Genomic DNA, 21,853 nt, shown 5'->3' with positions numbered 1-21,853 from the left:
CGAGGCCCGGGCACGGATCAGCAGGAGAGGTTGGCTCCGGCGGACACGCCGAGGATGCCGACGAACTGCTGGTACCTGGTGACGCGGCTCTGCACCTGGGCGGGGTTCCCGCCGTTGCACTCGATCGAGCCGTTGATGCTGCGGATCGTCTCGCCGAACCCGGCCCCGTTGACCATCGCATTGTGGGCGGTCATGGTGCCCGGCCCGTTCTGGGTCATCCAGTACCAGATACCGGTCTTCCAGGCCACCGCGGCGTCGGTCTGCACCAGCCACGGGTTGGTCAGCAGGGGCAGGTTGAGGGCGTTACCCGCGGCGTTGTAGTTGAAGTTCCAACTGAGCTGGATCGGCCCCCGCCCGTAGTAGGCGGCCTGCCCGGCCGGACATCCGTAGGGCTGGCCGGGGTCGCAGTAGTGCGGGTAGTTCGCGGTGTTCTGCTCGACGATGTGCACGAGCCCGCCGGTCTCGTGGTACACGTTCGCCAGGAAGGCGGCGGCCTCCTGGCGCTGGACGGTGGCGCTGCCGGTGCGCGCGAACGCCGGGTAGGCGCTGAGCGCGGCGACGAGGCCGGAGTACGTGTAGAACGAGTTGCGACCCGGGAACATCTGGTTGAACTGGGCCTCGGTGACCACGAAGCCGCCCGGGTTGGTGGGCGGCGGGCTGGTCGGTGGCTGACCGCCACAGGTGTAGGGCTCCCAGTACCAGGTGCTGACGACGGGGTCGTACCCGGGATTGTCGTGCTCGGCGATGTAGTAGAGACCGTTGGTGTACCGCACGATCGCCCCGGTGGCGTACCACGTCCCGGCGGTCCAGTTCGGGTAGCTGCAGGTCCCGCCGGTGGGCGGCGTGGTGCCTCCGCCGCACGCGCCGAGGTCCTCCCAGACGCCGGTCGTGCCCGGTGGCGCCTCGTTCTGGGTCCACCACTTCGCCCGGTAGTTGCGGCCGTTGTGGGAGACCTGGGCGTCTCCCCAGTAGACGGCCGAGGCCTGCCACGATGCTGAGCAGGCAGCCGCCGAGGCGGCCGTGGCCGGGATGACCGCAACCAGTCCACCGGCGACGACCAGTACCGCCAGCGCGACCAGCGCGCGCAGTCTCGTCATGTGATCACTCCTTTCTGGGACCTGACTGGCCGAAATCCGAGCGGATATCGACCGAAGTGACTGTAACATCTTCTGTTCACAATCTTTACTATTACCCGTGGCCGGCGCGACGATCGGTCTGGCGACGGGTGGTCGATAATTCCGGCGGCTTTCCGGATCATGTCGAGTTCGTACGCGTCGACGAGCATGATCGAGACCCGTGGGCGGGCCCCTGCGCCTGGCCAAAGCCCGGACAGCTCCCTTCATTGTTCCGAGGATGTTCCGGAAGTTGTTGACGCGTTGGAATTCTCGCTGTAATACTCCGATCCATTGACGTCGATGCGATCGGCTTCGTTGCGGTTTCGGCTCCACCTACCCACTCATCCACACCTGTCCGGACTGTGCTGCCCACCCACCAGGGCGCGTCCGGGCCTGCGCGAAGGGGCACCAGATGAGCAGGCTCTTCCCCCGCACGGCCCTGTGGTCCAGGCGGTTGCGCGCGGCGCTCGCCGTCCTCGCCACCGCCGTCGCCATGTGCGGCGTCGTCCTGGCGGCCACCTCGACCCCGTCGAGCGCCGCCGCTTGCAACGGCTACGTCGGCCTCACCTTCGACGACGGTCCGACCAACAGCACCAGCGCGCTGCTGAACGTGCTGCGCGCCAACGGCGTACGGGCCACGATGTTCAACGTCGGGCAGAACGTCCAGAACAACCGGTCGGCGGCGCAGGCCCAGGTGGCTGCCGGAATGTGGGTCGCCAACCACAGCTGGAACCACGCCCACATGACCTCGATGAGCCAGGCGCAGATGCAGTCGGACCTGTCCCAGACCAGCTCGGCGATCCAGTCGGCGACCGGCAGCCGACCGGTACTCTTCCGGCCGCCCTACGGCGAGACCAACGCCACCCTGCAGTCCGTCGCGTCGTCACTGGGCATGCGCCAGGTGATCTGGGACGTCGACTCCCAGGACTGGAACGGCGCCAGCGTCAGCCAGATCGTGGCCAACGCGAGCCGCCTCCAAGCCGGTCAGGTCATCCTGATGCACGACGGGATCCAGAACACCCGCGACGCCATCCCCCAGATCATGGCAAACCTGACCAGCCGCAACCTGTGCCCCGGCATGATCTCGGCCTCCACCGGCCGCGCGGTCGCGCCCGACGGCACGACCCCGCCGCCGGACAGCCCGCCGCCCTCCGGCGGCACCTGCACCGCGACCGCCACGACCCCCAACGTCTGGGGCGACCGGTACAACACGTCGGTGACGGTCAGCGGCGCCAGCACGTGGACGGTGGTCGTGGCCATCACCGCACCGCAACGGGTCACCACCATCTGGAACGGCACCGCCACCTGGGACAGCAGCGGCACCGTCATGACCATGCGCTCCAACGGCAGCGGCAACACCTTCGGCTTCACCACGATGACCAACGGCAACAGCAGCGCCCGCCCACAGATCCGCTCCTGCACCTCGGGTTGACCTCGCCCAGGTCGAGTCGTGCGCGGTGGGTGCGCCCGGCACCCACCGCGCACCTGCCTGCCGGCCACGCGTGGCCACTAGCCTGCACTGATGCGACACACCCTCACACCCGGAGACGACAGCCTGCACGGCCACTTCTCCCCCGACTTCCCGCCGGTGCTCACCATCGACCCCGGTGACACCGTCACCTACCGCACCCTGGACTGCTGGTGGTCCGCCGGCCCGTACCCCGGCGGGCCGAACCGGGACCGGCCCCGGGTGGCGCAGCACCGGCCCGACCACGGACACGCGCTGATAGGTCCGGTCGCGGTCCGCGGTGCACGCGCCGGCCAGACCCTCGCGGTACGCGTCGACGCGGTCGTCCCCGGCCGCTGGGGAACCACAGTGGCCGGCGGCTGGCCGAGCGGGTTCAACCAGCGCTACGGCGTGCAGGACCAACCGGTGGTGCACGCCTGGACGCTGGACCCGGTGACGATGACCGGCCGCAACCAGCATGGCCACACTGTCGCGCTGCGGCCCTTCATGGGAGTGCTCGGCATGCCACCCGCGGAGCCGGGACAGCACTCGACGATCCCACCGCGCCCCTGGGGCGGCAACCTGGACTGCCGGGACCTCACTGCCGGCAGCACCCTCCTGCTGCCGATCCCGGTGGACGGCGCGCTGTTCTCCGTCGGAGACGGACACGCCGCACAGGGTGACGGCGAGGTCGGCGGCACCGCGATCGAGTGTCCGATGGACGAGGTCACGTTGACCTTCGACGTACGCGACGACTTTCCGGTCACCGGCCCGGTGGCCCGTACCCCCGACGCCTGGCTGACCCTGGGCGTCGGTGCCTCCCTCGACGACGCCACGTTCACCGCCCTGGACTCGATGCTGACCCTGATGCAGCGGCTGCACGGCCTCAGCCGCGCGGACGCGGTGGCGCTGGCCAGCATCGCGGTCGACGTGCGGGTGACGCAGATCGTCAACCAGAGCGTCGGTGCGCACGCGGTGCTCCGCGACGACGCGCTGCGCTGGCCGGACCCCGGTTCTGTCGGGGGGCCTCGATAACGTGTGGTCACTGTCGCCGCGCCGGCCGGATCGCGCCGCTCGCTGACCCCTCGGAGGCCCCCCATGTCCCAGGAGACGACCTACCTCGAACTGTCCGAAGTGGACGGTGCGCACAAGTTCTACGAGGTCATCGTCGACAACGCCACACTGACGGTGCGCTACGGCCGGATCGGTGACCAGGGGCAGGTCAAGGCGAGCGCCTATCCAGACAACGCCCGGGCCCGGGCCGCCGCGGCGAAGAAGATCGGAGAGAAGGTCCGCAAGGGCTACGCGCCGGCGGTCCCCGGCGTCCGCCAGAAGCGCACCGTGTCGCGGCGGCAGATCGTGAGCACCCGCTCCACCGCCCACACCGCCCCGGTCCTCTGGCGCTACGACTCCGGCGCCCCCGCCTTCGGCATCTTCGTCGACGGCCAGCACTGCATGGTCGGCAACGAGCACGGCGTCATAACGACGCTCGACCACGACGCCCAGGTGCGCAGCCAGGTCCGCCTTCCCGACGGCGTGAAGTGCATCGTCGCCGACGACGCCTGGATCTACGCCGGCTGCGACGACGGCAACGTCTACGACCTGTCCGGAAAGGTGCCCCGGGTGGCGTACGCGATCGCCCCGGAGATCGACATCTACTGGCTGGACATCCACGACGGCGTCCTCGGCGTCTCCGACGCCGACGGTGGGATCACCGCCGTCGACCATGAGGACGAGTTCCTGTGGCGTCGCCCGGGGCGGGGGCGTTCGGCCTGGATGGTGCGGTGCGACGACGACGCCATCTATCACGGCCACTCGCAGGGCGTGACCGGCTACGAGTGGCGTACCGGCGGGGAACTGTGGCACACCCGCACCGGCTCGGTGCTCTTCGGGTGGCAGGAGCAGGGCAGTGTGTTCGCCGGGACGGGCACCCGCGAGGTGGTCCGACTGTCCAAGTCGGGTCGACTCGAACGCACCTACCGCTGCGACGCCCCGGTCTTCTCCTGCGCGACCGCCGAGGGCGGCCGGTACGTCTTCGCCGGCGACAGCCAGTCCTCGATCTACTGCTTCGACGCGGCGGGCACCCGGCTGTGGAAGCTCGGCACCGGCTGTGGCTCGGCGTACTCCATGCAGTACCACGACGACCGGCTCTACGTCGTCACCACCGGCGGCCACCTGGCCTGCATCGACGCGAGCGAGCCGGCGATCCGCGCGGCGCAGGCCGGGGACGTGCCCCAGGTCCGCGACATCAAGGCCCCCCGTCAGGCGCCTCAGCCGGTGCAACCGACGATCGTCGAAGTGACAAGCGATTCGGGCGCGGGCGTGGTCGTGCAGTGCCTGGACGACCGGGGGCGGTTGCGGGTGCAGGTGCTCTCGGACGGCTACCGGCGGGACTGGTCGGTGCAGTTCCCAAAGGGGATTCGCGAGCCCGGCGCCCGCTACCTGGTGACCGAGGTGCGCGAGTCCAGCCGCGGTGGTTACTACCGCGCGTACGGCGACATCCGCCGGCTGCGCTGAGCGGCGAGTGCACCTGCGTCACCGAGGGGCCCCGGTCGCACACGCCGTGTCGTAGGGTGCCGGCATGGCGCACCCCGTCCGGGCCATCGGCGACGCCAACAGGGCCTGGTGGGCCGCCCCGCCGCCGCGACGGGTGAGTCACCTGCCGAGCATCGACCCGGAGCTGCTGCGGGTGGCACTCGACCCGTTGCCACCGTCAGCGCCTGCGATCGTGCACTACCGGCCCACGGTGACGGGTCCCCTCGGCGACCTCGTGGACACTTTGCTCGGCCACCTCGACACCGCGGCCCTCGCGATGTTCCCCCGCTGGCTGACGGGGGCCGACCGTTTCGACGGTGAGGGCACGCTCGGCGTGGCGGCGGTGCGCGCCCTCGCGGCCCGTGCCGCCGCCCGCTCCCGACACTTCGGCCCGTTCCTGGCCGACCTCGCCGAACGTGGGCTGCGCGGTCCGCGCCACCCCGCCGGCCGGTCCCGCTTCGCCCCGGGGGTACGCGCCGCCGGGCTCGCCCGGGTGATCGCCGAGGCGTACGACCGGGAGAGCTGCCTACTCGTCGTGGCCCTGCCCGACCTGGATGCGAACGCCGAGCGGACGCTGGTGGCCGCCGCCGAGTGGCTGGTGCGGCACGGCGACTTCACGGTGTGGTTGGCCGGCGGGCCCCTGCGCCACGTCGACCGGGTGCGGTCGGTGTCCATGCCGGTGCCGGCGCGATTCGCCGAGTTGGTCAGCACGATCGAACGGATTCCGGCCACCGCCGTCGAGCCGGAGTCGACGGTGCTGGCCTGGCCGCCGCTCGCGGGCGTGCCTCGCGGTGACAGCGCCGCCGAGCAGGCGTTGGAACGCGCGCTCGCGCCGCACGACTGGGCGCGTGGCCGGCGGTGGAACCAGACCTACGAGTGGCACGTCCTGGGCGCGGCGTACCGACTGGATCTGTTTTGGCCCGTGGAGGGTCTTGCGGTCGAGGTGGACGGCCCGGAGCATCGTGGGCGAATCGCTTTCGCCAACGATCGGCGGAGAGACGTGCAGCTGCAACTCCTCGGGCTGGACGTGCTCCGCTTCACCAATGAGCAGGTGCTCACCGACGTGCCGGCGGTAGTCGACGGGATCCGTCGGCTGCTGGCCCGGCGACGCGCGGACGGCACGCAATCCCATGGAGATGAGACATCATGACGAGCCCGGCGGACGTCCCGCACCTGACGCCGAACCAGATCAACGCCCTCGTGGTGCTGATGGTCGAGGCGCGCCGACTCACCAACGTCGAGCTGAAGGAGCTGGCCGGTTTCACGCTGACCGGCCAGGACAACAAGAAGCTCGTCGACCTGGGCCTGGTGGACACCGACCGGACGCACCGGCCGTTCGCCCACGAGCTGACCGAGGAGGGCTGGCGGGTGGCACGTCAGCTGCACACCGTCGCGCCGCCGAAGCAGGGCGGCTCGACGACCCGGTCGCTGTTCGTCGTCCTGTCCAACCTGCACCGTTCGCTGGACCGGCTCCGGGTCAGCCACGGCGATTTCTTCAAGCAGACCGGGGCAACCGCCCCGGCGGCCAGCGAGCCGCAGCAGCAAGCACCGGCAGCGACGGCGGCGGCACCCACAGCGGCGGCGCCGGTGTCCGCGGCGGAGGTGGAGGCGCTGGTTCGTTCCGCGTACCGGGATCTAGCCAACGCGCCAGGCGCCTGGGTCGGCCTCGCCGACGTCCGGGACCGGCTCGCCGACACCGACCGGGCCGCCCTCGACGCGGCGTTGCGAACGATGGTCGGCCGAGAGGACGTCCGCATCATCCCGGTGGCGAATACCAAGTCACTGACCGCACGGGACCGGGCCGCGGCCGTCCGCATCGGGAACGAGGACAACCACGCCCTGGCGATCGGCCCGGCATGATCTCGGACGACCAGCGGGCCGCGCTGGAAGCGGTGAGCCTCAACCCTGCGGTCACCCCGGACGACGTCTGGCGGCCCAGCCCGCACAACGTGCCGGAGCTGCACGAGAAGGTGGCTGCGGAGATCCTGCGCGGGGTGGCACGGGCCCGCACCGACGACACCAGCATGCCGCTCGGCGTCGCCATGCAGGGCCGCGCGGGCGCCGGCAAGACGCACCTGCTCGGGGCGGTCCGCGAACGGATCCAGCGCGACGGCGGCTACTTCTTCCTGGTCGACATGGTCAGTGGCAAGACGTTCTGGGAGAGCGTGGCACTGGCCCTGGTGGAGGGACTGGGCCGCCCCCACGTCGGCTGGGGCACCCAGTTGAAGACCTTCCTGCGGCGGCTCACCCCCCAGCTCGGCCTGCCGGTGGAGGTCCGCGACGCGGTCGCCGGCGCCCGACCGGTGACCCGTGCGCAGCTCGACACCTTCATCTGGGCGCTACGCGAGCGCGATCGGGAGGTCGGACGGGACGCACAGGACACCGCTAGGGCGCTCGTCCTGCACGGCGCCATCGACTTCGAGGCACAGGACGTCGGCTACGCCCACCTGATCTCCGAACCGGGTGACCCGGCCGCGCGGGCGGCGTGGGGGTTGAGCGCGGCGGTCCGCACCCCGCAGCAGGTCGTGCAGGACATCTCCCGGCTGATGGCTCTGACCCTGGACCCCACGGTCATCGCCGTGGACCAGCTCGACACGCTGTTCGCCCAGACCAGCACCTCACTGCTCAACCAGCATCAGGGGCTGGAGGACGGCCAGGCCAAGGTGCTCGGCCCGATCGCCGACGGCCTGCTCAAACTCCGCGACATCACCCGCCGTACGCTGGTCGTGGTCTCGTGCCTGCCGGACACCTGGGTGCTGATGACCCGCACCGCGCCCACCCCGGTCGCCGACCGCTTCCGTACGTCGACCCTGCCGGACCGGATCCCCACCCCGGAGATCGGGCAGGCGATCGTGGCGAAGCGCCTCGCCGCCGCGTTCGCGGGTCCGCGCTTCGTGCCACCGCACCCCACCTGGCCGATCGCCCCCGCGGCCTTCACCGACGCACCCACTCTGACCCCGCGCGCCCTGCTCCGCCGGGTGGACCGCCACATCGCCTGGTGCCGTGACCGCGACGAGGTGGTCGAGCTGGACCGGCTCATCGACGGCGCCGACTCGACGCCGACGGTGCGCACCGTCCGTGGCGCCTCCGCCGACCCGACGACTGACGAACGCCGCCTGCACGAGTTGGACGCACGGTTCGCCGAGTTGGTCGAGGCCGCGGACGTGTCCGCCGCCGTCGACCCGGCCGGGGAGGACGAGCACCTGCCGCCGCTGCTCGCCGCCGGCCTGGCCGCCTGGATCGCCGAGCAGGCGCCGACCGGCGCCACCTACAAGTACGATCCGCCGCCCGGACGCAAGCCCGCGCTGCACGGGCGGCTCATCGAGGTGCTCGACGAGGCCACCGAGAACGAGGCGCACTGGTGCTTCCGGGCGATCGCGCACCCGAACGCCATCGCCGTCACCGCCCGGGTCAAGGCCGCCTGCACCCTCGCCGGGTTGGACCGGGACCTGCCGCAACGGCGGCTGATCCTGCTGCGCAACGGTCCGTGGCCGACCGGGAAGCGTACGACCGAGGTGTTGGCCGGCTTCGACGCGGCCGGCGGCCTGCGGCGCGCCGTGCCGGAGGCGGACCTGCGGGTCTTCGCGGCGCTACGGGTGATGGCGGCCGAGCCGTCCACGGCCCTGCAGGAGTGGCTGGTGGCCCGCCGTCCGGCCAGCGGCACCGAGCTGTTCCGCGCGGTCCTGCCCGGCCCCGACGGGACGCCCGGCGGTGCCCCGCCGCCGGCGCCCGACGACGACGAGCCACCGTCGGGCGGCCCCGATTCCGACCCGACGAGCGTGCCGGTCGCCGACGTCCCCGCTGGCGCGTCGACCGGTTCGACCACCGGGCCCGTCCCCGCTGACCCGGCCGACCTCGTGGTCGACGCCGGCGGCCGGGCCGTCGGACTGGGACGGACCGTCGACGGCGGTCACCCGTTCACGGTGCCCCTGGAGTCGTTGCGCCGCCACGCCGTCGTGTTCGCCGGGTCCGGCTCGGGCAAGACCGTGCTCATCCGCCGACTGGTCGAGGAGTGCGCCCGCGAGGGCGTCTCCGCGATCGTGCTCGACCCCAACAACGACCTGGCCCGGCTCGGCGACGCATGGCCCGACCCACCGAGCGGCTGGGGCCCCGGCGACGCCGAACGAGCCGCCGACTACCTCGCGCACACCGAGGTGGTGGTGTGGACGCCCCGGGTCACCGCCGGTCGGCCGCTGAGTTTCCAGCCGCTACCCGACTTCACCTCCCTGCGGGACTGGCCCGACGAGTTCGACCAGGCCGTCCGCTCCGCCGTGGAGGCGCTCGCGCCACGGGCCGGCGTCGACCGGTCGAGCAGGCTCGCCCAGCAGGGCAAGGCCGTCCTCACCGAGGCCCTGCAGGCGTACGCGCGCAGCGGGATGGTGGGCCTGCCCGGCTTCACCGAGTTCCTCACCGACCTGCCCGAGGGGGTCAGTCGGCTGGCCCGCGCCGGGAAGCTCGCCGAGGAGTTGGCCGAGGCGCTCAAGGCCGCGATGGTCACCGATCCGCTCTTCGGCGGGGTGGGCGCGCCGGCCGACCCGGGGCTGTTGCTCACGCCGTCGGCGGGGCGGCGGGCCCGGGTGTCGGTGATCAGCTTCGTCGGCCTCACCTCCGACCAGGAGCGGCAGAGCTTCGTCAACCAGTTGCAGATGGCGCTCTTCGCGTGGATCAAGCGGCACCCCGCCGGTGACCGACCGCTGGGTGGGCTGTTCGTGATGGACGAGGCGCAGACGCTCGCGCCCTCGACCGGCACCACGGCCTGCACCGCCAGCTCGATCGCGCTGGCCTCGCAGGCCCGCAAGTACGGGCTCGGGCTGGTCTTCGCCACCCAGGCGCCCAAGGGTCTGCACAACCAGATCTCCGGCAACGCGACGACGCAGTTCTTCGGGCTGCTCAACGCGCCGGCGCAGATCGACGCGGCCCGGCAACTCGCCGAGGCCAAGGGCGGGCGGCTGCCGGACATCGGCCTGCTCAACAGCGGCGAGTTCTACGCCGCCGGGGAGGGGTTCTCGTTCGTCAAGGTCCGCACCCCGCTGTGCCTGACGCACCACCCGAAGGCGCCGTTGACCCCCGAGGAGGTCGTCGCCCGGGCCCGTCCGGCTGGGTAGCCTGGGGCCATGATCTTCATTACCGCCAAGTTCCGGGTCCTGGCCGAGCACGCCGACCGGTGGCCGCAGATCGCCGCCGAGTTCACCGAGGCGACCCGGGCAGAGCCGGGCTGCCTGTGGTTCGACTGGTCCCGCAGTCTGGACGACCCGACCGAGTACGTGCTGGTCGAGGCGTTCCGCGACGACCAGGCCGGCGCGGCCCACGTCCAGTCCGCGCATTTCCGCACGGCCCAGGAGACCCTGCCGCCGCACCTGGCCGAGACGCCGCGCATCGTGAATGCCACCGTGCCGCGGGAGGACTGGTCGCTGCTCGGCGAGATGGCCGTACCCGAGGGCCGCTGACCGCCACCGGTCCGCGACCCTCGTCAGTGCGGCCGGTCCGCGACCCCGCCGTCAGCGCAGCCGGCGGGCGGTGAAACGGGCCGGCGGGTCGGCGATCACGTCCTGCGCCGCGATCAGCTGGATCTCCCGGGTGCCCGCCGCGAGAGTGGCCTCGAGCACGGCGTAGACGGAGGCGATGGTGCGTTCCAGCGCGGTCGCGGGTGAGCCGGTCGTCCACAGGTGCGCGAGGTACAGCGCCGCGGTGACGTCGCCCCCACCGTTCGGGTTGATCGGCAGCAGCGGCGTGGTCACCGCCCAGGCGCCCTCGTCGGAGACCGCCACCACCTCCAGCGAGTCCGGAGGCAGGTCACCGTGGAGCACGCTGGTCACCAGGACGTGCCGTGGCCCGGTCGCGCGCACCACGTCGACCGCGTCGAGCACCTCGGCCAGCGAGTTCGTCGTACGGCCGGCGAGGAAGTCCAGCTCGAAGTGGTTCGGCGTGATGATGTCCGCACGGGGCACGACGGTGTCCCGTAGGTACTCCGGAATTCCCGGCCGGACGAACATGCCCCGACCGGCGTCGCCCATCACCGGGTCGCAGCAGTACACGGCGGCCGGGTTGGTCGCCTTCACCCTCGCCACCGCGTCCAGGATCACCGCGCCCATGGCCGGGTCGCCCTGGTAGCCGGAGAGCACCGCGTCGGCGCTGCCGAGGACCCCGCGGTCCTCGATGCCCGCGATCACCTCCGCCACGTCCGCCGCCGGGAGCAGGGGCCCCCGCCACGCGCCGTACCCGGTGTGGTTGGAGAAGTGCACCGTCAGGACCGGCCAGACCTCGTGCCCGAGTCGTTGCAGAGGAAAAACCGCCGCCGAGTTGCCGACGTGACCGTAGGCGACCGACGACTGGATGGACAGGATCTTCACCGGCCCATCATCGCCGCTGCGGCCGGCGCCGCACGGGCGGCCCGCCATTTCTGTCGGGTGGCCCACTCGCCTCCTGTCGGGTGGCCCACTCGCCGAATACCCGACAGGACGGCACGAACGGGCGGCCCGGACCGTGTCGTCCGGGCCGCCCGAGCGGTCGTACGGTCAGCCGCCGAGGCTCGCCGCGGCCGAGGCGATGGACGAGGCGAAGTAGCTCACCTGGGTGTAGACACCCGGGTAGTTGGGCCGGGCACAGCCGTTGCCCCAGCTGACGATGCCGACCTGGATCCAGGCGTTGCCGGCGTCGCGGCGGAACATCGGGCCACCCGAGTCACCCTGGCAGGTGTCGGTGCCGCCGCTGGCGTAGCCGGCGCAGATCTCCTCGGCGGGGATGAGGTCCCCGCCGTAGTTGGCGTTGCAGGTGGAGTCGCTGACGAACGGCACGGTCGCCTTGAGCAGGTACCGCTGCTGGCCGCCGCCCTCGCGCGCTGCGCCCCAACCGGCAACGGTGAAGGTGCCGCTGTCGTACGCGGTCGTGCTGGCGATCGGCAGCGTGCTCAGCCCGGTGACGGGGCTGGCCAACCGGATCAGCGCCCAGTCCCGGCCGGCGCCGTTGTAGCCGGGAGCACGGTAGACGTAGTTGGACCGGACGGTGATCCGGCTGGACGACTGGAGGTCGACCGTCCCGAGCGTCGCGGTGATGCTGGTGTTGGTGCCGGTCCCGCCCACGCAGTGTGCCGCCGTGAGCACCAGCCGAGGGCTGTACAGCGCCCCGCCGCAGCCCATGGAGAGACGCACCATGAACGGGAACTCGCCCTGAGCGGCGCGGGTGCCGCCGACGACGTTCGGCGTCACGGGGCTGTCGGCCGCGGCGGCCGGCGCGGTGAGGGTGAGGCTGGCCGCGGTCACCGCGGCCAACGCGGTGGCCAGCAGGCCAGTGAGGGTACGCCAGCGAACCATGCATTCCTCCGCATCGGGATGGCACGCCTCGTGAGCGCACCGCAGATCGAGATAGCGGTCATCATATTGAGGTTTATGGATCTAGCGGGTCATCCTCTCTGGGTCGTACCACCGACGTTATGGATCTCGTGCGGTGCGGTGCGGGGCGTGCGGCCGACCGGCTGTCAGGCGGCCGGCGTACCGGTGCTCTCCCGGCGCAGGAGCCGGAACGGTGTCTGCACGGTCAGCGGCCCCGCGACCTCCGTGCCCTCGATGCGAGCGACGAGGCGGCGTACCGCGAGACGGCCGATCTCCCTCTTGTCCGGCGCGATCGTGGTGAGGGTCGGGGCACTGAACCGCCCCTCCTCGATGTCGTCGATCCCGACCACCGCGACGTCCTCGGGCACCCGGTGACCGGCCTCGGCCAGCGCCCGCAGCGCGCCGATGGCGACCAGGTCGTTGTAAGCGAACACCGCGTCCGGCGGGTCACCGAGGGCGAGCAGGTCACGCATGGCCCGCATGCCGTCGAGTCGACCGAACGCGTCGGTGCGGGCGACCAACCGCGGTCGGTACGGCAGGCCGGCGGCCGCCAGCGCCTCCCGGTAACCCCGGACCCGCAGGTGGGCCGACTGCCGGTCACCGCCCGGGGTGGCGCCGATGAACGCTATCCGGCGACGGCCGATCGCCACGAGATGCCGGATCGCCGCGTGGCTGGCGGCCACGTTGTCGATGGCGATGTGGTCGTGCGGTACGTCGTAGACGCCCTCGCCGATCAGCACGAGTGGGCTGCCGGCCGGTCGGGCCAGCACGTCCTCCCGGCCGATGCGCACCGGACTGAGGATCAGGCCGTCGATGATGCGCTGCCGGGAGCCGTCGAGGAGCGCCAGCTCCGCCCCCCGATCGGCGGCGGTGTTCTCCATCACGAGCGTGTAGCCGAGCGCGGCGGCCTCGGCGATGGCGATCTCGGCGAGTTCGGCGAAGTAGGGGTTGGTCAGTTCCGGGACGGCCAGGGCGATCAGGCCGGCACGGCCCCGGCGGAGGTGCCGGGCGCCGAGGTTGGGGCTGTAGCCGAGTTCGTCGATCGCCTGCTGCACCCGTTGTCGGGTCCGCTCCCCCACCGGCCGGTACCCGTTCACCACGTTGGAGACCGTGGCCAGCGAGACACCGGCGCGCTGGGCGATGTCCTTCAGGTTGACGCCCATCCACCAACCCCTCCCGAATTCGACCGGCGGGCCGACAGGGCATTGACGAACAAGCATTGACGGGACGCCCCGCACGGCTCTATAACGTTATACAGGTGATGATGGATGTCAATATGCCGGTCACCGTCGGCGTGTGGAGATCCCACCGACATCCGTCGCTGACGCCCGTCCCCCGTCAATGACCACCCGATGCCCACCACCCACGCGCTTCGGGCCTGGCTGCACCGCCCGCGGCGACTCCTCCCCCCGGAGACGGCATGACACGTCACGTCCCCATCCGCCCCGCCCTGCCACTGCTGCTCGCCATCGCCCTGGTCGCCGGCTTTCTCGCCGCGCCAGCCTCACCGGCGAACGCCGCACCTCCCAAGACGCCGCCGCTGACCACCCCCTGGACCAGCCAGGCCCTGGCCGGCACACCACTGCCGGAGTACCCGCGACCGCAGATGACGCGGCCGGACTGGCTCAACCTCAACGGCGAGTGGCAGCTACGCCAGTCGACGACCGACGACGCCCCGCAGTTCGGCACCAACCTGCCCGAGCGGGTCAACGTGCCCTTCCCGGTGGAGAGCGCCCTGTCCGGCATCCAGCGGGCCGCCAACGACAACCGCAACTACCTGTTCTACCGACGCACCGTCACCATCCCGGCGAACTGGTCCGGTCGGCGGACCCTGCTGCACTTCGGCGCCGTCGACTGGCAGAGCACCGTCTGGGTCAACGGTGTCCGGGTCGGCGCGCACACCGGCGGCTACGACGCCTTCACCTTCGACGTGACCCCGCAGCTCACCGCCGGGACGAACGAGATCGTCGTCAAGGTCTGGGATCCCACCGACACCCGGCAGAACGGCAGCCTGCCCGCCATCGGCAAGCAGACCAAGACACCCAGCGGGATCTTCTACACCCCGAGTTCCGGCATCTGGCAGACGGTGTGGATGGAGCCGGTGCCCGCCGCCTCGATCAGCAGCGTGGACGTCTACCCGAACCTGAGCAACAACACCCTGCGGGTCCGGGTCTTCACCCGGGGCGACGTGAGCGGCCACAGCGTGCTCGCCGAGGCGCTGAACGGCACCACCGTGGTCGGCTCGGCCACCGGCGGCTTCACCGACTTCAGCGTGCCCGTGCCCAACGCCCGTCGCTGGTCACCCGACGACCCGTTCCTCTACAACCTCCGGGTGACCCTGCGCAACGCCGCAGGCGCCCCAGTGGACCGGACCACCCACTACTTCGGCATGCGGGAGATCACCACCGGCCTGGTCAACGGGGTGCTGCGCCCCAAGCTCAACGGCCAGTTCGTGTTCCAGGTCGGCACCCTCGACCAGGGCTTCTGGCCGGACGGGCTCTACACCGCGCCGACCGACGCCGCCCTCGCCTTCGACCTGCAGAAACACAAGGACCTGGGCTTCAACATGGTGCGCAAGCACATCAAGGTGGAGCCGCAGCGCTGGTTCTACCACGCCGACCGGCTCGGCCTGCTCGTCTGGCAGGACATCCCCTCGCTGACCGCGCAGGACGTCGACCCCACCGACGCCCAGCAGGCGCAGTTCGAGGCCGAGGCGCGCGAGATCGTCGACGAACACCGCAGCTCACCCGCGGTGATCGCGTACACGCCCTACAACGAGGGCTGGGGCGAGCGGTCCCTCGCCGACACCCGGCGGGTCGCGCAGAACATCAAGAACCAGGACCCGACCCGTCTGGTCAACCCGCACAGCGGCCACAACTGCTGCCAGTCCCTCGGCAACCCCGGCAACGGCGACATCGACGACTGGCACGTCTACCTCGGACCGGACTCCCCGGTGCCATCGAGCACCCGGATCGCGGTGCTCGGTGAGTTCGGCGGCCTGGGCCTGCACACGCCAGGCCACGAGTACAGCCCGAGCGGCAGCTTCTTCGCGTACGAGTGGCAGTCCAGTTCGAGCGCCCTCACCGACAGGTACGTGGGGCTGGTGCAGGGCACCCAGAACCTGATGATCGGCAAGGGGCTCAGCGCCTCGATCTACACCGAGATCACCGACCTGGAGGGTGAGCTGAACGGTTTCCTCACCTACGACCGGCAGGTGGTCAAGATGGACCAGGCGCGGGTGCGGGCAGCCAACACCGCCCTGATCAACGCCTCGAAGACCATCGGCAGTTCGGCGCCGGTCGCCCTGCCGGTCAACACCCGCCGGTCGTTGCAGGTGACCACGCCCGGCTTCACCAACCGCTACCTACGCCACCAGGACAGCCTGGCCTACACGGAGGTGGTCGACGCCGCGAGCTCCAGCCTGCTCAAGGCCGACGCCACTTACACCATCCGGCCCGGCCTGGCCGGCACCGGTTGCTACTCGTTCGAGTCGGTCAACTTCCCCGGACAGTACCTGCGCCACCAGAACTCCCGGGTCCGCAACTCACCGGACGACGGCTCCGCGCTACTGCGCGCCGACGCCACCTGGTGCGCCCGCACCGGGCTGACCGGCACCGGCGTGTCGCTGGAGTCGTACAACTTCCGCGGCAAGTACCTGCGGCACTACAACGCGGAGGTCTGGCTCAGCAACGGCACCGGCGGCGACGCGTACAACACGCCGACGTCGTGGACCGCCGACAGCACCTGGGGCATCGCGGCACCGTGGGCGCCGTGACCGCCGCGCGCTGACCGGGTCGTCACGACGCGACGACGCGCGGGGGGTTCCGGCGCGGGCCGGGACCCCCCGCGACGCGTGAAGGTCGTCGCGGGTCGGCTCCCTCCCTCAGCGTGGCTCCTCCCGCCGGCGTGGCTCCTTCCGACACCGCGACTCCTTCCGACATAGGGCGCTTCCCTCGCGCGACTCCTTCCGCCAGGGTCGGTGACCGGACTTCGGCGTCACTCGTCGTCGCGGGGGTCGTTTCCCCGGTCATGAGGGAAAGCGGCGAGTTGTCTGCACCGTGCGACCGGGTCGACTTCACGGCAAGGACCGAGCCGCAACTTGCACCTGGCCAGGTTCGCTCAGCTGTTGCAACACGCAATTATGCCGACCAATAAATAGACAAGAACCAATCTTGACTTGTGCGGCCGGCCAGCGCACCGTGAAGAGTCAGAGGCAGATGCGCGCCATTATCGGCCCGACTGAAAGTGGATCGCCAAATGGGGGCGCTGCCGGTTTAGCGCCGCGTGCATCAGGAGGCTTTCCATGCGGTTGAATCCGTTCGCCGGGGTCTATCTCACCGATCCGGCAAGCATGTGGCGACGCATTCTCGACGATCCCGACGGGGTGCACTACGCCGAGGATCTGGGCCTGTGGTTGATCAGCAGGCACGCCCACGTCCGACGGGCACTCGCCGACGCTGCGACATTCGCCAACGCCCTCACTCTCGCCCCGGTCTACGAGGTGTGCCCACCCGCACTGAACGTGATCATGCAGATCGACGCGCCACCCACGACGGCCGCCGCCGACCCACCGGCGCACCCGCGTACCCGCCGGGCCCTCCGGGCGACCTTCGCGAACACCACCGAGCGGGTCGAGGCCGAGTACGGGGCGATCGTCCGGCGCCGGGTCGACCAGCTGGTGTCCCGTCTCGCCGCCCGCCAGGGCGACCAGGTCGACCTGATCCCGGAGTTCGCGACCGAGCTTCCCCTGCTGGTGGTCCTGGACATCCTCGGGGTGCCGGACGCCGACATCGGGCGGATCCGGAGGTGGGCGGACGGCCAGATCGCCCTCATCTGGGGGGAGCCGGACCCGGCCGAGCAGGTACGCCTGGCGCAGGGGCTGCTGGAGTTCTGGCACTACTGCGAGGATCTGGTCCGCCAACGGGTGGACAGCGGACACCACGGCGACGACTTCATCAGCCGCGCCCTGGCCTACCGGGACGACGACGACACCGTGCTGACGGTGCCCGAGGTGGCGAGCCTGGCCTTCAATCTCCTGGTCGCGGGTCACGAGACCACCGCCGGGCTGCTCGCGCACGCCCTCGACCAGGCCCTGTCCGCTCCCCAGCGCTGGTCGGCGATCACCGCGGACCCGGGGCTCGTCCCCGCCTTCGTGGGCGAGACGCTCCGGTTCGCGCCCGCCATCGACGGCTGGCTCCGGGTGACCACCCGAGACGTCACAGTGGGAGCGGTCACGATCCCCGCCGGGGCGCGTTGCCTGCTCCTGATCGGAGCGGCGAACCGGGACCCCGCGGCGTTCCACGACCCGGACCGGTTCGACCCCCACCGGGCCGATGTGGGCAATCACCTGTCATTCGGCCACGGTCCACATTTCTGCATCGGTGCGGGATTGGCGCGACTTGAGGCCGGGATCGCCCTTAGCCGGCTCGCCGAAGTCATTCCCGGCCTACGGCTGTCACCCGAGCAACGTCGCTCGTACAAACCCAATGTCGCGTTTCGTGCCCACCGCACACTACTCGCGATAATCGATGCCCCGACGGCGGCGGACGCGCCGGCGGCGCGGGGTGAGGCGACGGCCGAAGTGCACGCCGCCTGAGTACGCGCGAGTGCCAGCGGTGCCGACCTGCGGACGGGTCGAGGGTGGGGTGGGGCGGCGTTGCCCGCTCCACCCGGCGCAACCTCGGTGCCGGCAACGGGTCCGGCACGCACCTTTCACGCTTTGCCCGACGATCCATGCCGGTGAACGTCTTCACACCCATCGTGTCCTGGGTTAAGAATTGCCCTCTGTGAATGTTCAGCTCATCGGCCAATCACGATCTGGCGTCCGTCGCTGAATGTCCGTTCCACGAAGGTGAGCGCATGGAGCACACGTCCCCGTCGAGCTCGGCTCACTCTGCGGCCAGTCAGCGGTTCCGATGGGAGTTGCGCAACTGTCGGGTCCAACGGGGCCTGACCCAACGAGCCCTGGCCGATCTGGTGCGGTTCAGTCGGGAGACGGTCGCGGCGGTCGAGTCGGGTCGCCGGTTCGGCAGTCACGAGTTCGCGCTGCGCTGCGACGATGTGCTCGGTACCGGCGGCAGGTTGGCCGCGCTCTGGCCGCAGGTCGCCGCCGAACAGTTGGCGGCCGACGGCCGCCGTGGCCCACGCGCCCCGGAAGCGGCACAGCCGGGTCGGCAGGTGCCGCGTCAGCGTGGCCGGCGTGACGCGCGCGACCCGGGAGCCGTGGTGGACGCGATCGACGAGCTGCGCGAACTGATCGGCCAGGTGCTCAACGGCCAACCCGAACCGGACGCCCCGGAGCGGCGGCAGTCACCGGCCGGGCCCCACGACAACCAGCGCTGACCCGACGGATCCGGCCCGACCTCGCGGCGTCACCGGTCGCTGACGTTGGGTACAGATGCTGGTACGGGCAGTTTGTACCACGGCCAGGTCTGGTCTACGAGCGCGGCTTCCGGCCGAATGGGACTTGCATTCGGCAACGTGCGGATAGACCGTCATCGACGAGTCGTGGGAGTCAATCTTGGCGTCGAGCACCCGGTCCCACGCGGCCAGACCCTACCCGACCCGCCGACGCGGTTGGAAGATAGCCGGCCGGATGCGCCTCATCGTCGCGGCCCCGCTCGTCGCCGTGATCGGCTTCGCGGGTCTCGCACTGACCGAGAGCGCACGCCAGACGGCCCGTGCCAGCGACCTGCAGATCCTGGCCCAGGTCGGCGCCGAGGCCGGCGACCTCGCCTACCGGCTGCAACGCGAACGCATCGCCGCCGCCGACCTGCTCACCTACGCCCGGCCAGAGCAGCAGGACGCCTTCGGCGCGGAGATGACCGCCACCGACGACGCCGTCGCCCGCTACCGCGGGCAGCGGGACCGACTGTCCGCCGACAACGGCACCAGCTCGGCTCTCCTGCGGCGCATCGACGCGGCTCTGGACGGCCTCGCCCCGCTGCGCACCCAGGTGCGCACCGCCACGCACGCGTCGGTGTCGGCGATGACCTTCAGCTACCGCATCGCGATCGCCGACCTCATCAACTTCCGGGAGAGCGTCTCGCACGGCGTGGTGAACGCCCAACTCGCCGACGGGATCCGGGCATCAGCGGCGCTGTCGAAGACCGCCGAGGCCATCGGTCAGCAGCAGGTGGCCGTGCTGCGCGCGGTCGCGGGCGGCGAGCTGACCCCGGCCATGCAGCAGGACATCACCGCGGCCCGCACCAGCTACACCGAGTCGAGCCTGTCGTTCCTGGCCCTGGCCCCGCCCGAGTGGAGCATCTGGTGGGAGCAGGCCGGCACCGGCAAGGAGGCACTTGCCCTGCAACGGATGCAGGACGAGGTGTCCCGGGCCCAGCCGGGGTCGCAGCTGCAACTGGAGACCGACGCGTGGGTGTCCACCACCCAGACGCGTGCCGCCCGCCTGGCCGACCTGCGCGCCCGCGTCGACGACGCGGTCCGCGACGACGTACGGGCCGCGCACGCCGACCAGCGGCGTCGGGCCGTGGCCGAGGCGGCCAGCGTCCTCCTGGCCCTGATCCTGACCGCGTTGGTGACCTGGGCCGTCGCTCGGCAGATCACCCGACGGCTGCGCCGCCTCCGGGACGCGGCCAACGCCGTGGCCTTCGAACAGCTCCCCGCCGTGGTGGCCCAGCTCCAACAGCCCGGCAGCGCCACCGTCGACCCACAGAAGCTGGCCCAGCAGCAGTCCAGCGCCGCCCTCGAACCGTCCAGCGACGACGAGATCGGCGAACTGGGTCAGGCGTTCAGCGCCGTGCACCAGGCCGCCGTGCGGACCGCCGCCGAACAGGCCGTCATGCGCGCCAACACCGCCGACATCTTCATCCACCTGAGCCGCCGCGAACAGCGACTGGTCGACGCCGTCCTGGCCCAGGTCGACCTGGTCGAGCGGGACGAGACCGACCCCGACCGGCTCGACCAGCTGTACACACTGGACAACCTGGCCACCCGGATGGGCCGGATCAACGCCAGCCTGCTGGTGCTCGGCGGCGTCGGCGTGGGTCGCGTACGCCAGCGTGACGTCCCTCTGCAACAGGTGCTCCAGGCGGCGCTGTCCCAGATCGAGCACTACGCGCGGGTCCGGCTCGGCATGATCGACGGGGACGTCGCCGTGGCCGCCAAGACCGTCGACGAGGTCGTGCACCTCCTCGCCGAACTCATGGACAACGCCACCACGTACTCGCCGCCCGGCAGTGAGACCTGGGTGAGCGGCCGGAGCCTGGGTGACCGCGTCATCGTCCAGATCAGCGACGAGGGTGTGGGGCTGTCCGCGCAGCGAATGCAGCAGCTCAACGAGCTGCTGGCCCGCCCGCCGGCCATCGACGTGGCCGCCGTACGGGCGATGGGGCTGGTCGTGGTGGGCCAGCTCGCGGCCCGGCTGGGCGCCACCGTCCAACTGCGACGCGGTCCCCGACGCGGCATCCTCGCCGAGGCGACACTGCCCGCGGCGATCATCCGGTCGCTGCCGCCCGAGGAGTACCTGCTCGCACCCGGCCGACTGTCACGGCGGGCAGCGCGGACGCCCAGCCCTCCGCCGCCGTACCAGCCGCGCCCCGAACCCACCGCCGGACGCCCCGCGACCGAACGCACCCTGCCGGCGGCGCCGGTCTTCCGACCGGCTCCCGCAGCCCCGGACCGGGGTGACGCGCCCACCGAGGAGCTCCTCATCTTCGAACAGGTCAACCACTGGTTCCAGAACGACGTCGTCGACGGCCAGAACGGCCAGAACGGCCAGCAGTGGTCCAGCCCCGCCGACGACGCCTGGCGTACGGCCGCCCAGGCACAAGCCCCCGAGGTCGCCGCGACCACCAACTCCGGCCTGCCCAAACGACAGCCGCAACGGCACCTGGTGCCCGGTGGGGTGACCGTGCCCCAGCAACAGCAACGGTCCGAGTACCGCGACCCGGCGCAGGTGGCGACGGCGATGGCCGCGTACGCGCGGGGCGTGGCGAACCGGCGGCGCACCCCAATCGACCTCACCAACAAATGACGCGACAGGAGAGCACGTGACCGACCAACAGGATCTCGGCTGGCTGCTGGACAACTTCGCCGCCCGCGCGACCGAGGTCAGCCACGCGATCGCCATTTCCAGCGATGGTCTGATGGTGGCCGCCACTCGCGACCTGCCACCGGACCGGGCCGACCAGTTGGCCGCCACGGGTAGCGGGCTCGTCAGCCTGCTGCGGGGGGCGGCGGCCTTCTTCGACGCCGGCGCGGTGATCTCCAACGTCACGCAGCTCGAGGGCGGGTTCATGTTCTCGATGGCCTTCAACGACGGTGCCTCGCTGCTGGTGCTCGCCGCCCCCGAGTGCGACGTGGGCAAGGTCTCCTACGAGATGACCGAGCTGGCCAACCGCATCGGGGACGCCCTGACCCCCGCTGCCCGAGCGGCGCTCGCCCGCAGCCGCTGACCACCCCGGCGC

Annotated in this window: 16 protein-coding genes; 12 read left to right on the top strand and 4 right to left on the bottom strand. The window is 71.2% G+C overall.

Annotation, left to right across the window (positions count from 1 at the left end; translation table 11 throughout):
* Positions 1–17 precede the first annotated feature (17 nt).
* Positions 18–1,097, bottom strand: a complete 1,080-nt coding sequence (locus ACIBD9_RS26535; protein WP_387174721.1) for a glycoside hydrolase family 19 protein — start codon at positions 1,095–1,097, stop codon at positions 18–20.
* Positions 1,098–1,527: 430 nt separating this feature from the next.
* Here ACIBD9_RS26535 and ACIBD9_RS26530 point away from each other — a divergent pair, with 430 nt between their 5' ends.
* The 7 genes from ACIBD9_RS26530 to ACIBD9_RS26500 all read left to right on the top strand — a co-directional run bounded on the left by ACIBD9_RS26530 (position 1,528) and on the right by ACIBD9_RS26500 (position 10,544).
* Positions 1,528–2,547, top strand: coding sequence for a polysaccharide deacetylase family protein (locus ACIBD9_RS26530; RefSeq protein ID WP_396721756.1), 1,020 nt, complete (start codon positions 1,528–1,530; stop codon positions 2,545–2,547).
* 90 nt (positions 2,548–2,637) lie between these two features.
* Entirely contained in the window at positions 2,638–3,597 is a 960-nt protein-coding gene (locus ACIBD9_RS26525) for an acetamidase/formamidase family protein (protein WP_396721754.1), read from the top strand.
* 63 nt (positions 3,598–3,660) lie between these two features.
* Positions 3,661–5,079 carry a PQQ-binding-like beta-propeller repeat protein gene (locus ACIBD9_RS26520; protein ID WP_396721753.1) on the top strand — a complete coding sequence of 473 codons (1,419 nt, stop codon included), beginning with the start codon at positions 3,661–3,663 and terminating at the stop codon, positions 5,077–5,079.
* A 64-nt stretch (positions 5,080–5,143) separates the two neighbouring features.
* Positions 5,144–6,247: an endonuclease domain-containing protein gene (locus ACIBD9_RS26515; protein WP_396721752.1), complete on the top strand. Its 1,104-nt coding sequence runs from the start codon at positions 5,144–5,146 to the stop codon at positions 6,245–6,247.
* On the top strand, positions 6,244–6,957 hold the full coding sequence (locus ACIBD9_RS26510) for a hypothetical protein (protein WP_396721750.1): 714 nt from the start codon (positions 6,244–6,246) through the stop codon (positions 6,955–6,957). The genes ACIBD9_RS26515 and ACIBD9_RS26510 overlap by 4 nt, the downstream gene beginning before the upstream one ends.
* Entirely contained in the window at positions 6,954–10,202 is a 3,249-nt protein-coding gene (locus ACIBD9_RS26505; RefSeq protein WP_396721749.1) for an ATP-binding protein, read from the top strand. The genes ACIBD9_RS26510 and ACIBD9_RS26505 overlap by 4 nt, the downstream gene beginning before the upstream one ends.
* A 9-nt stretch (positions 10,203–10,211) precedes the next feature.
* Entirely contained in the window at positions 10,212–10,544 is a 333-nt protein-coding gene (locus ACIBD9_RS26500; RefSeq protein ID WP_396721748.1) for a putative quinol monooxygenase, read from the top strand.
* Between the two features lie 51 nt (positions 10,545–10,595).
* On the opposite strand, the gene pdxY is transcribed toward ACIBD9_RS26500, so the two are convergent.
* From pdxY to ACIBD9_RS26485, 3 genes are all read right to left on the bottom strand, one after another.
* On the bottom strand, positions 10,596–11,447 hold the full coding sequence (gene pdxY / locus ACIBD9_RS26495) for a pyridoxal kinase PdxY (protein WP_396721746.1): 852 nt from the start codon (positions 11,445–11,447) through the stop codon (positions 10,596–10,598).
* Positions 11,448–11,612: 165 nt separating this feature from the next.
* Entirely contained in the window at positions 11,613–12,407 is a 795-nt protein-coding gene (locus ACIBD9_RS26490) for a S1 family peptidase (RefSeq protein ID WP_396721745.1), read from the bottom strand.
* Between the two features lie 164 nt (positions 12,408–12,571).
* Positions 12,572–13,588 (bottom strand): LacI family DNA-binding transcriptional regulator, encoded by a 1,017-nt coding sequence (locus ACIBD9_RS26485; RefSeq protein ID WP_396721743.1) that lies wholly within the window; start codon positions 13,586–13,588, stop codon positions 12,572–12,574.
* A 257-nt stretch (positions 13,589–13,845) separates the two neighbouring features.
* Here ACIBD9_RS26485 and ACIBD9_RS26480 point away from each other — a divergent pair, with 257 nt between their 5' ends.
* From ACIBD9_RS26480 to ACIBD9_RS26460, 5 genes are all read left to right on the top strand, one after another.
* On the top strand, positions 13,846–16,200 hold the full coding sequence (locus ACIBD9_RS26480; protein ID WP_396721741.1) for an AbfB domain-containing protein: 2,355 nt from the start codon (positions 13,846–13,848) through the stop codon (positions 16,198–16,200).
* Positions 16,201–16,728: 528 nt separating this feature from the next.
* Positions 16,729–18,021, top strand: a complete 1,293-nt coding sequence (locus ACIBD9_RS26475) for a cytochrome P450 (RefSeq protein ID WP_396721739.1) — start codon at positions 16,729–16,731, stop codon at positions 18,019–18,021.
* A gap of 263 nt (positions 18,022–18,284) precedes the next feature.
* The gene (locus ACIBD9_RS26470) at positions 18,285–18,767 is read left to right on the top strand and encodes a helix-turn-helix transcriptional regulator (protein ID WP_396721737.1); all 483 of its coding nucleotides are present in this window, start codon (positions 18,285–18,287) and stop codon (positions 18,765–18,767) included.
* Positions 18,768–19,020: 253 nt separating this feature from the next.
* Entirely contained in the window at positions 19,021–21,420 is a 2,400-nt protein-coding gene (locus ACIBD9_RS26465) for a nitrate- and nitrite sensing domain-containing protein (protein WP_396721735.1), read from the top strand.
* A gap of 16 nt (positions 21,421–21,436) precedes the next feature.
* A complete protein-coding gene (locus ACIBD9_RS26460; RefSeq protein WP_030490280.1) occupies positions 21,437–21,841 on the top strand; it encodes a roadblock/LC7 domain-containing protein in 405 nt (134 codons plus the stop codon).
* Positions 21,842–21,853 lie beyond the last annotated feature (12 nt).

The organism is Micromonospora sp. NPDC050784 (assembly GCF_044456765.1).
Taxonomy (GTDB): domain Bacteria; phylum Actinomycetota; class Actinomycetes; order Mycobacteriales; family Micromonosporaceae; genus Micromonospora; species Micromonospora foliorum.
This window is presented reverse-complemented; position numbering and strand designations above follow the sequence as displayed.

What these genes read in the sequence shown, in the direction of transcription:
- ACIBD9_RS26510 (WP_396721750.1), top strand. Translation starts at nt 6,244, where the DNA reads ATGACGAGCCCGGCGGACGTCCCGCACCTGACGCCGAACCAGATCAAC.
- ACIBD9_RS26470 (WP_396721737.1), top strand. Translation starts at nt 18,285, where the DNA reads ATGGAGCACACGTCCCCGTCGAGCTCGGCTCACTCTGCGGCCAGTCAG.
- ACIBD9_RS26530 (WP_396721756.1), top strand. Translation starts at nt 1,528, where the DNA reads ATGAGCAGGCTCTTCCCCCGCACGGCCCTGTGGTCCAGGCGGTTGCGC.
- ACIBD9_RS26490 (WP_396721745.1), bottom strand. Translation starts at nt 12,407, where the DNA reads ATGGTTCGCTGGCGTACCCTCACTGGCCTGCTGGCCACCGCGTTGGCC.
- ACIBD9_RS26520 (WP_396721753.1), top strand. Translation starts at nt 3,661, where the DNA reads ATGTCCCAGGAGACGACCTACCTCGAACTGTCCGAAGTGGACGGTGCG.
- ACIBD9_RS26465 (WP_396721735.1), top strand. Translation starts at nt 19,021, where the DNA reads ATGCGCCTCATCGTCGCGGCCCCGCTCGTCGCCGTGATCGGCTTCGCG.
- ACIBD9_RS26505 (WP_396721749.1), top strand. Translation starts at nt 6,954, where the DNA reads ATGATCTCGGACGACCAGCGGGCCGCGCTGGAAGCGGTGAGCCTCAAC.
- ACIBD9_RS26475 (WP_396721739.1), top strand. Translation starts at nt 16,729, where the DNA reads ATGCGGTTGAATCCGTTCGCCGGGGTCTATCTCACCGATCCGGCAAGC.
- ACIBD9_RS26525 (WP_396721754.1), top strand. Translation starts at nt 2,638, where the DNA reads ATGCGACACACCCTCACACCCGGAGACGACAGCCTGCACGGCCACTTC.
- ACIBD9_RS26485 (WP_396721743.1), bottom strand. Translation starts at nt 13,588, where the DNA reads ATGGGCGTCAACCTGAAGGACATCGCCCAGCGCGCCGGTGTCTCGCTG.
- ACIBD9_RS26480 (WP_396721741.1), top strand. Translation starts at nt 13,846, where the DNA reads ATGACACGTCACGTCCCCATCCGCCCCGCCCTGCCACTGCTGCTCGCC.
- ACIBD9_RS26535 (WP_387174721.1), bottom strand. Translation starts at nt 1,097, where the DNA reads ATGACGAGACTGCGCGCGCTGGTCGCGCTGGCGGTACTGGTCGTCGCC.
- ACIBD9_RS26515 (WP_396721752.1), top strand. Translation starts at nt 5,144, where the DNA reads ATGGCGCACCCCGTCCGGGCCATCGGCGACGCCAACAGGGCCTGGTGG.
- ACIBD9_RS26500 (WP_396721748.1), top strand. Translation starts at nt 10,212, where the DNA reads ATGATCTTCATTACCGCCAAGTTCCGGGTCCTGGCCGAGCACGCCGAC.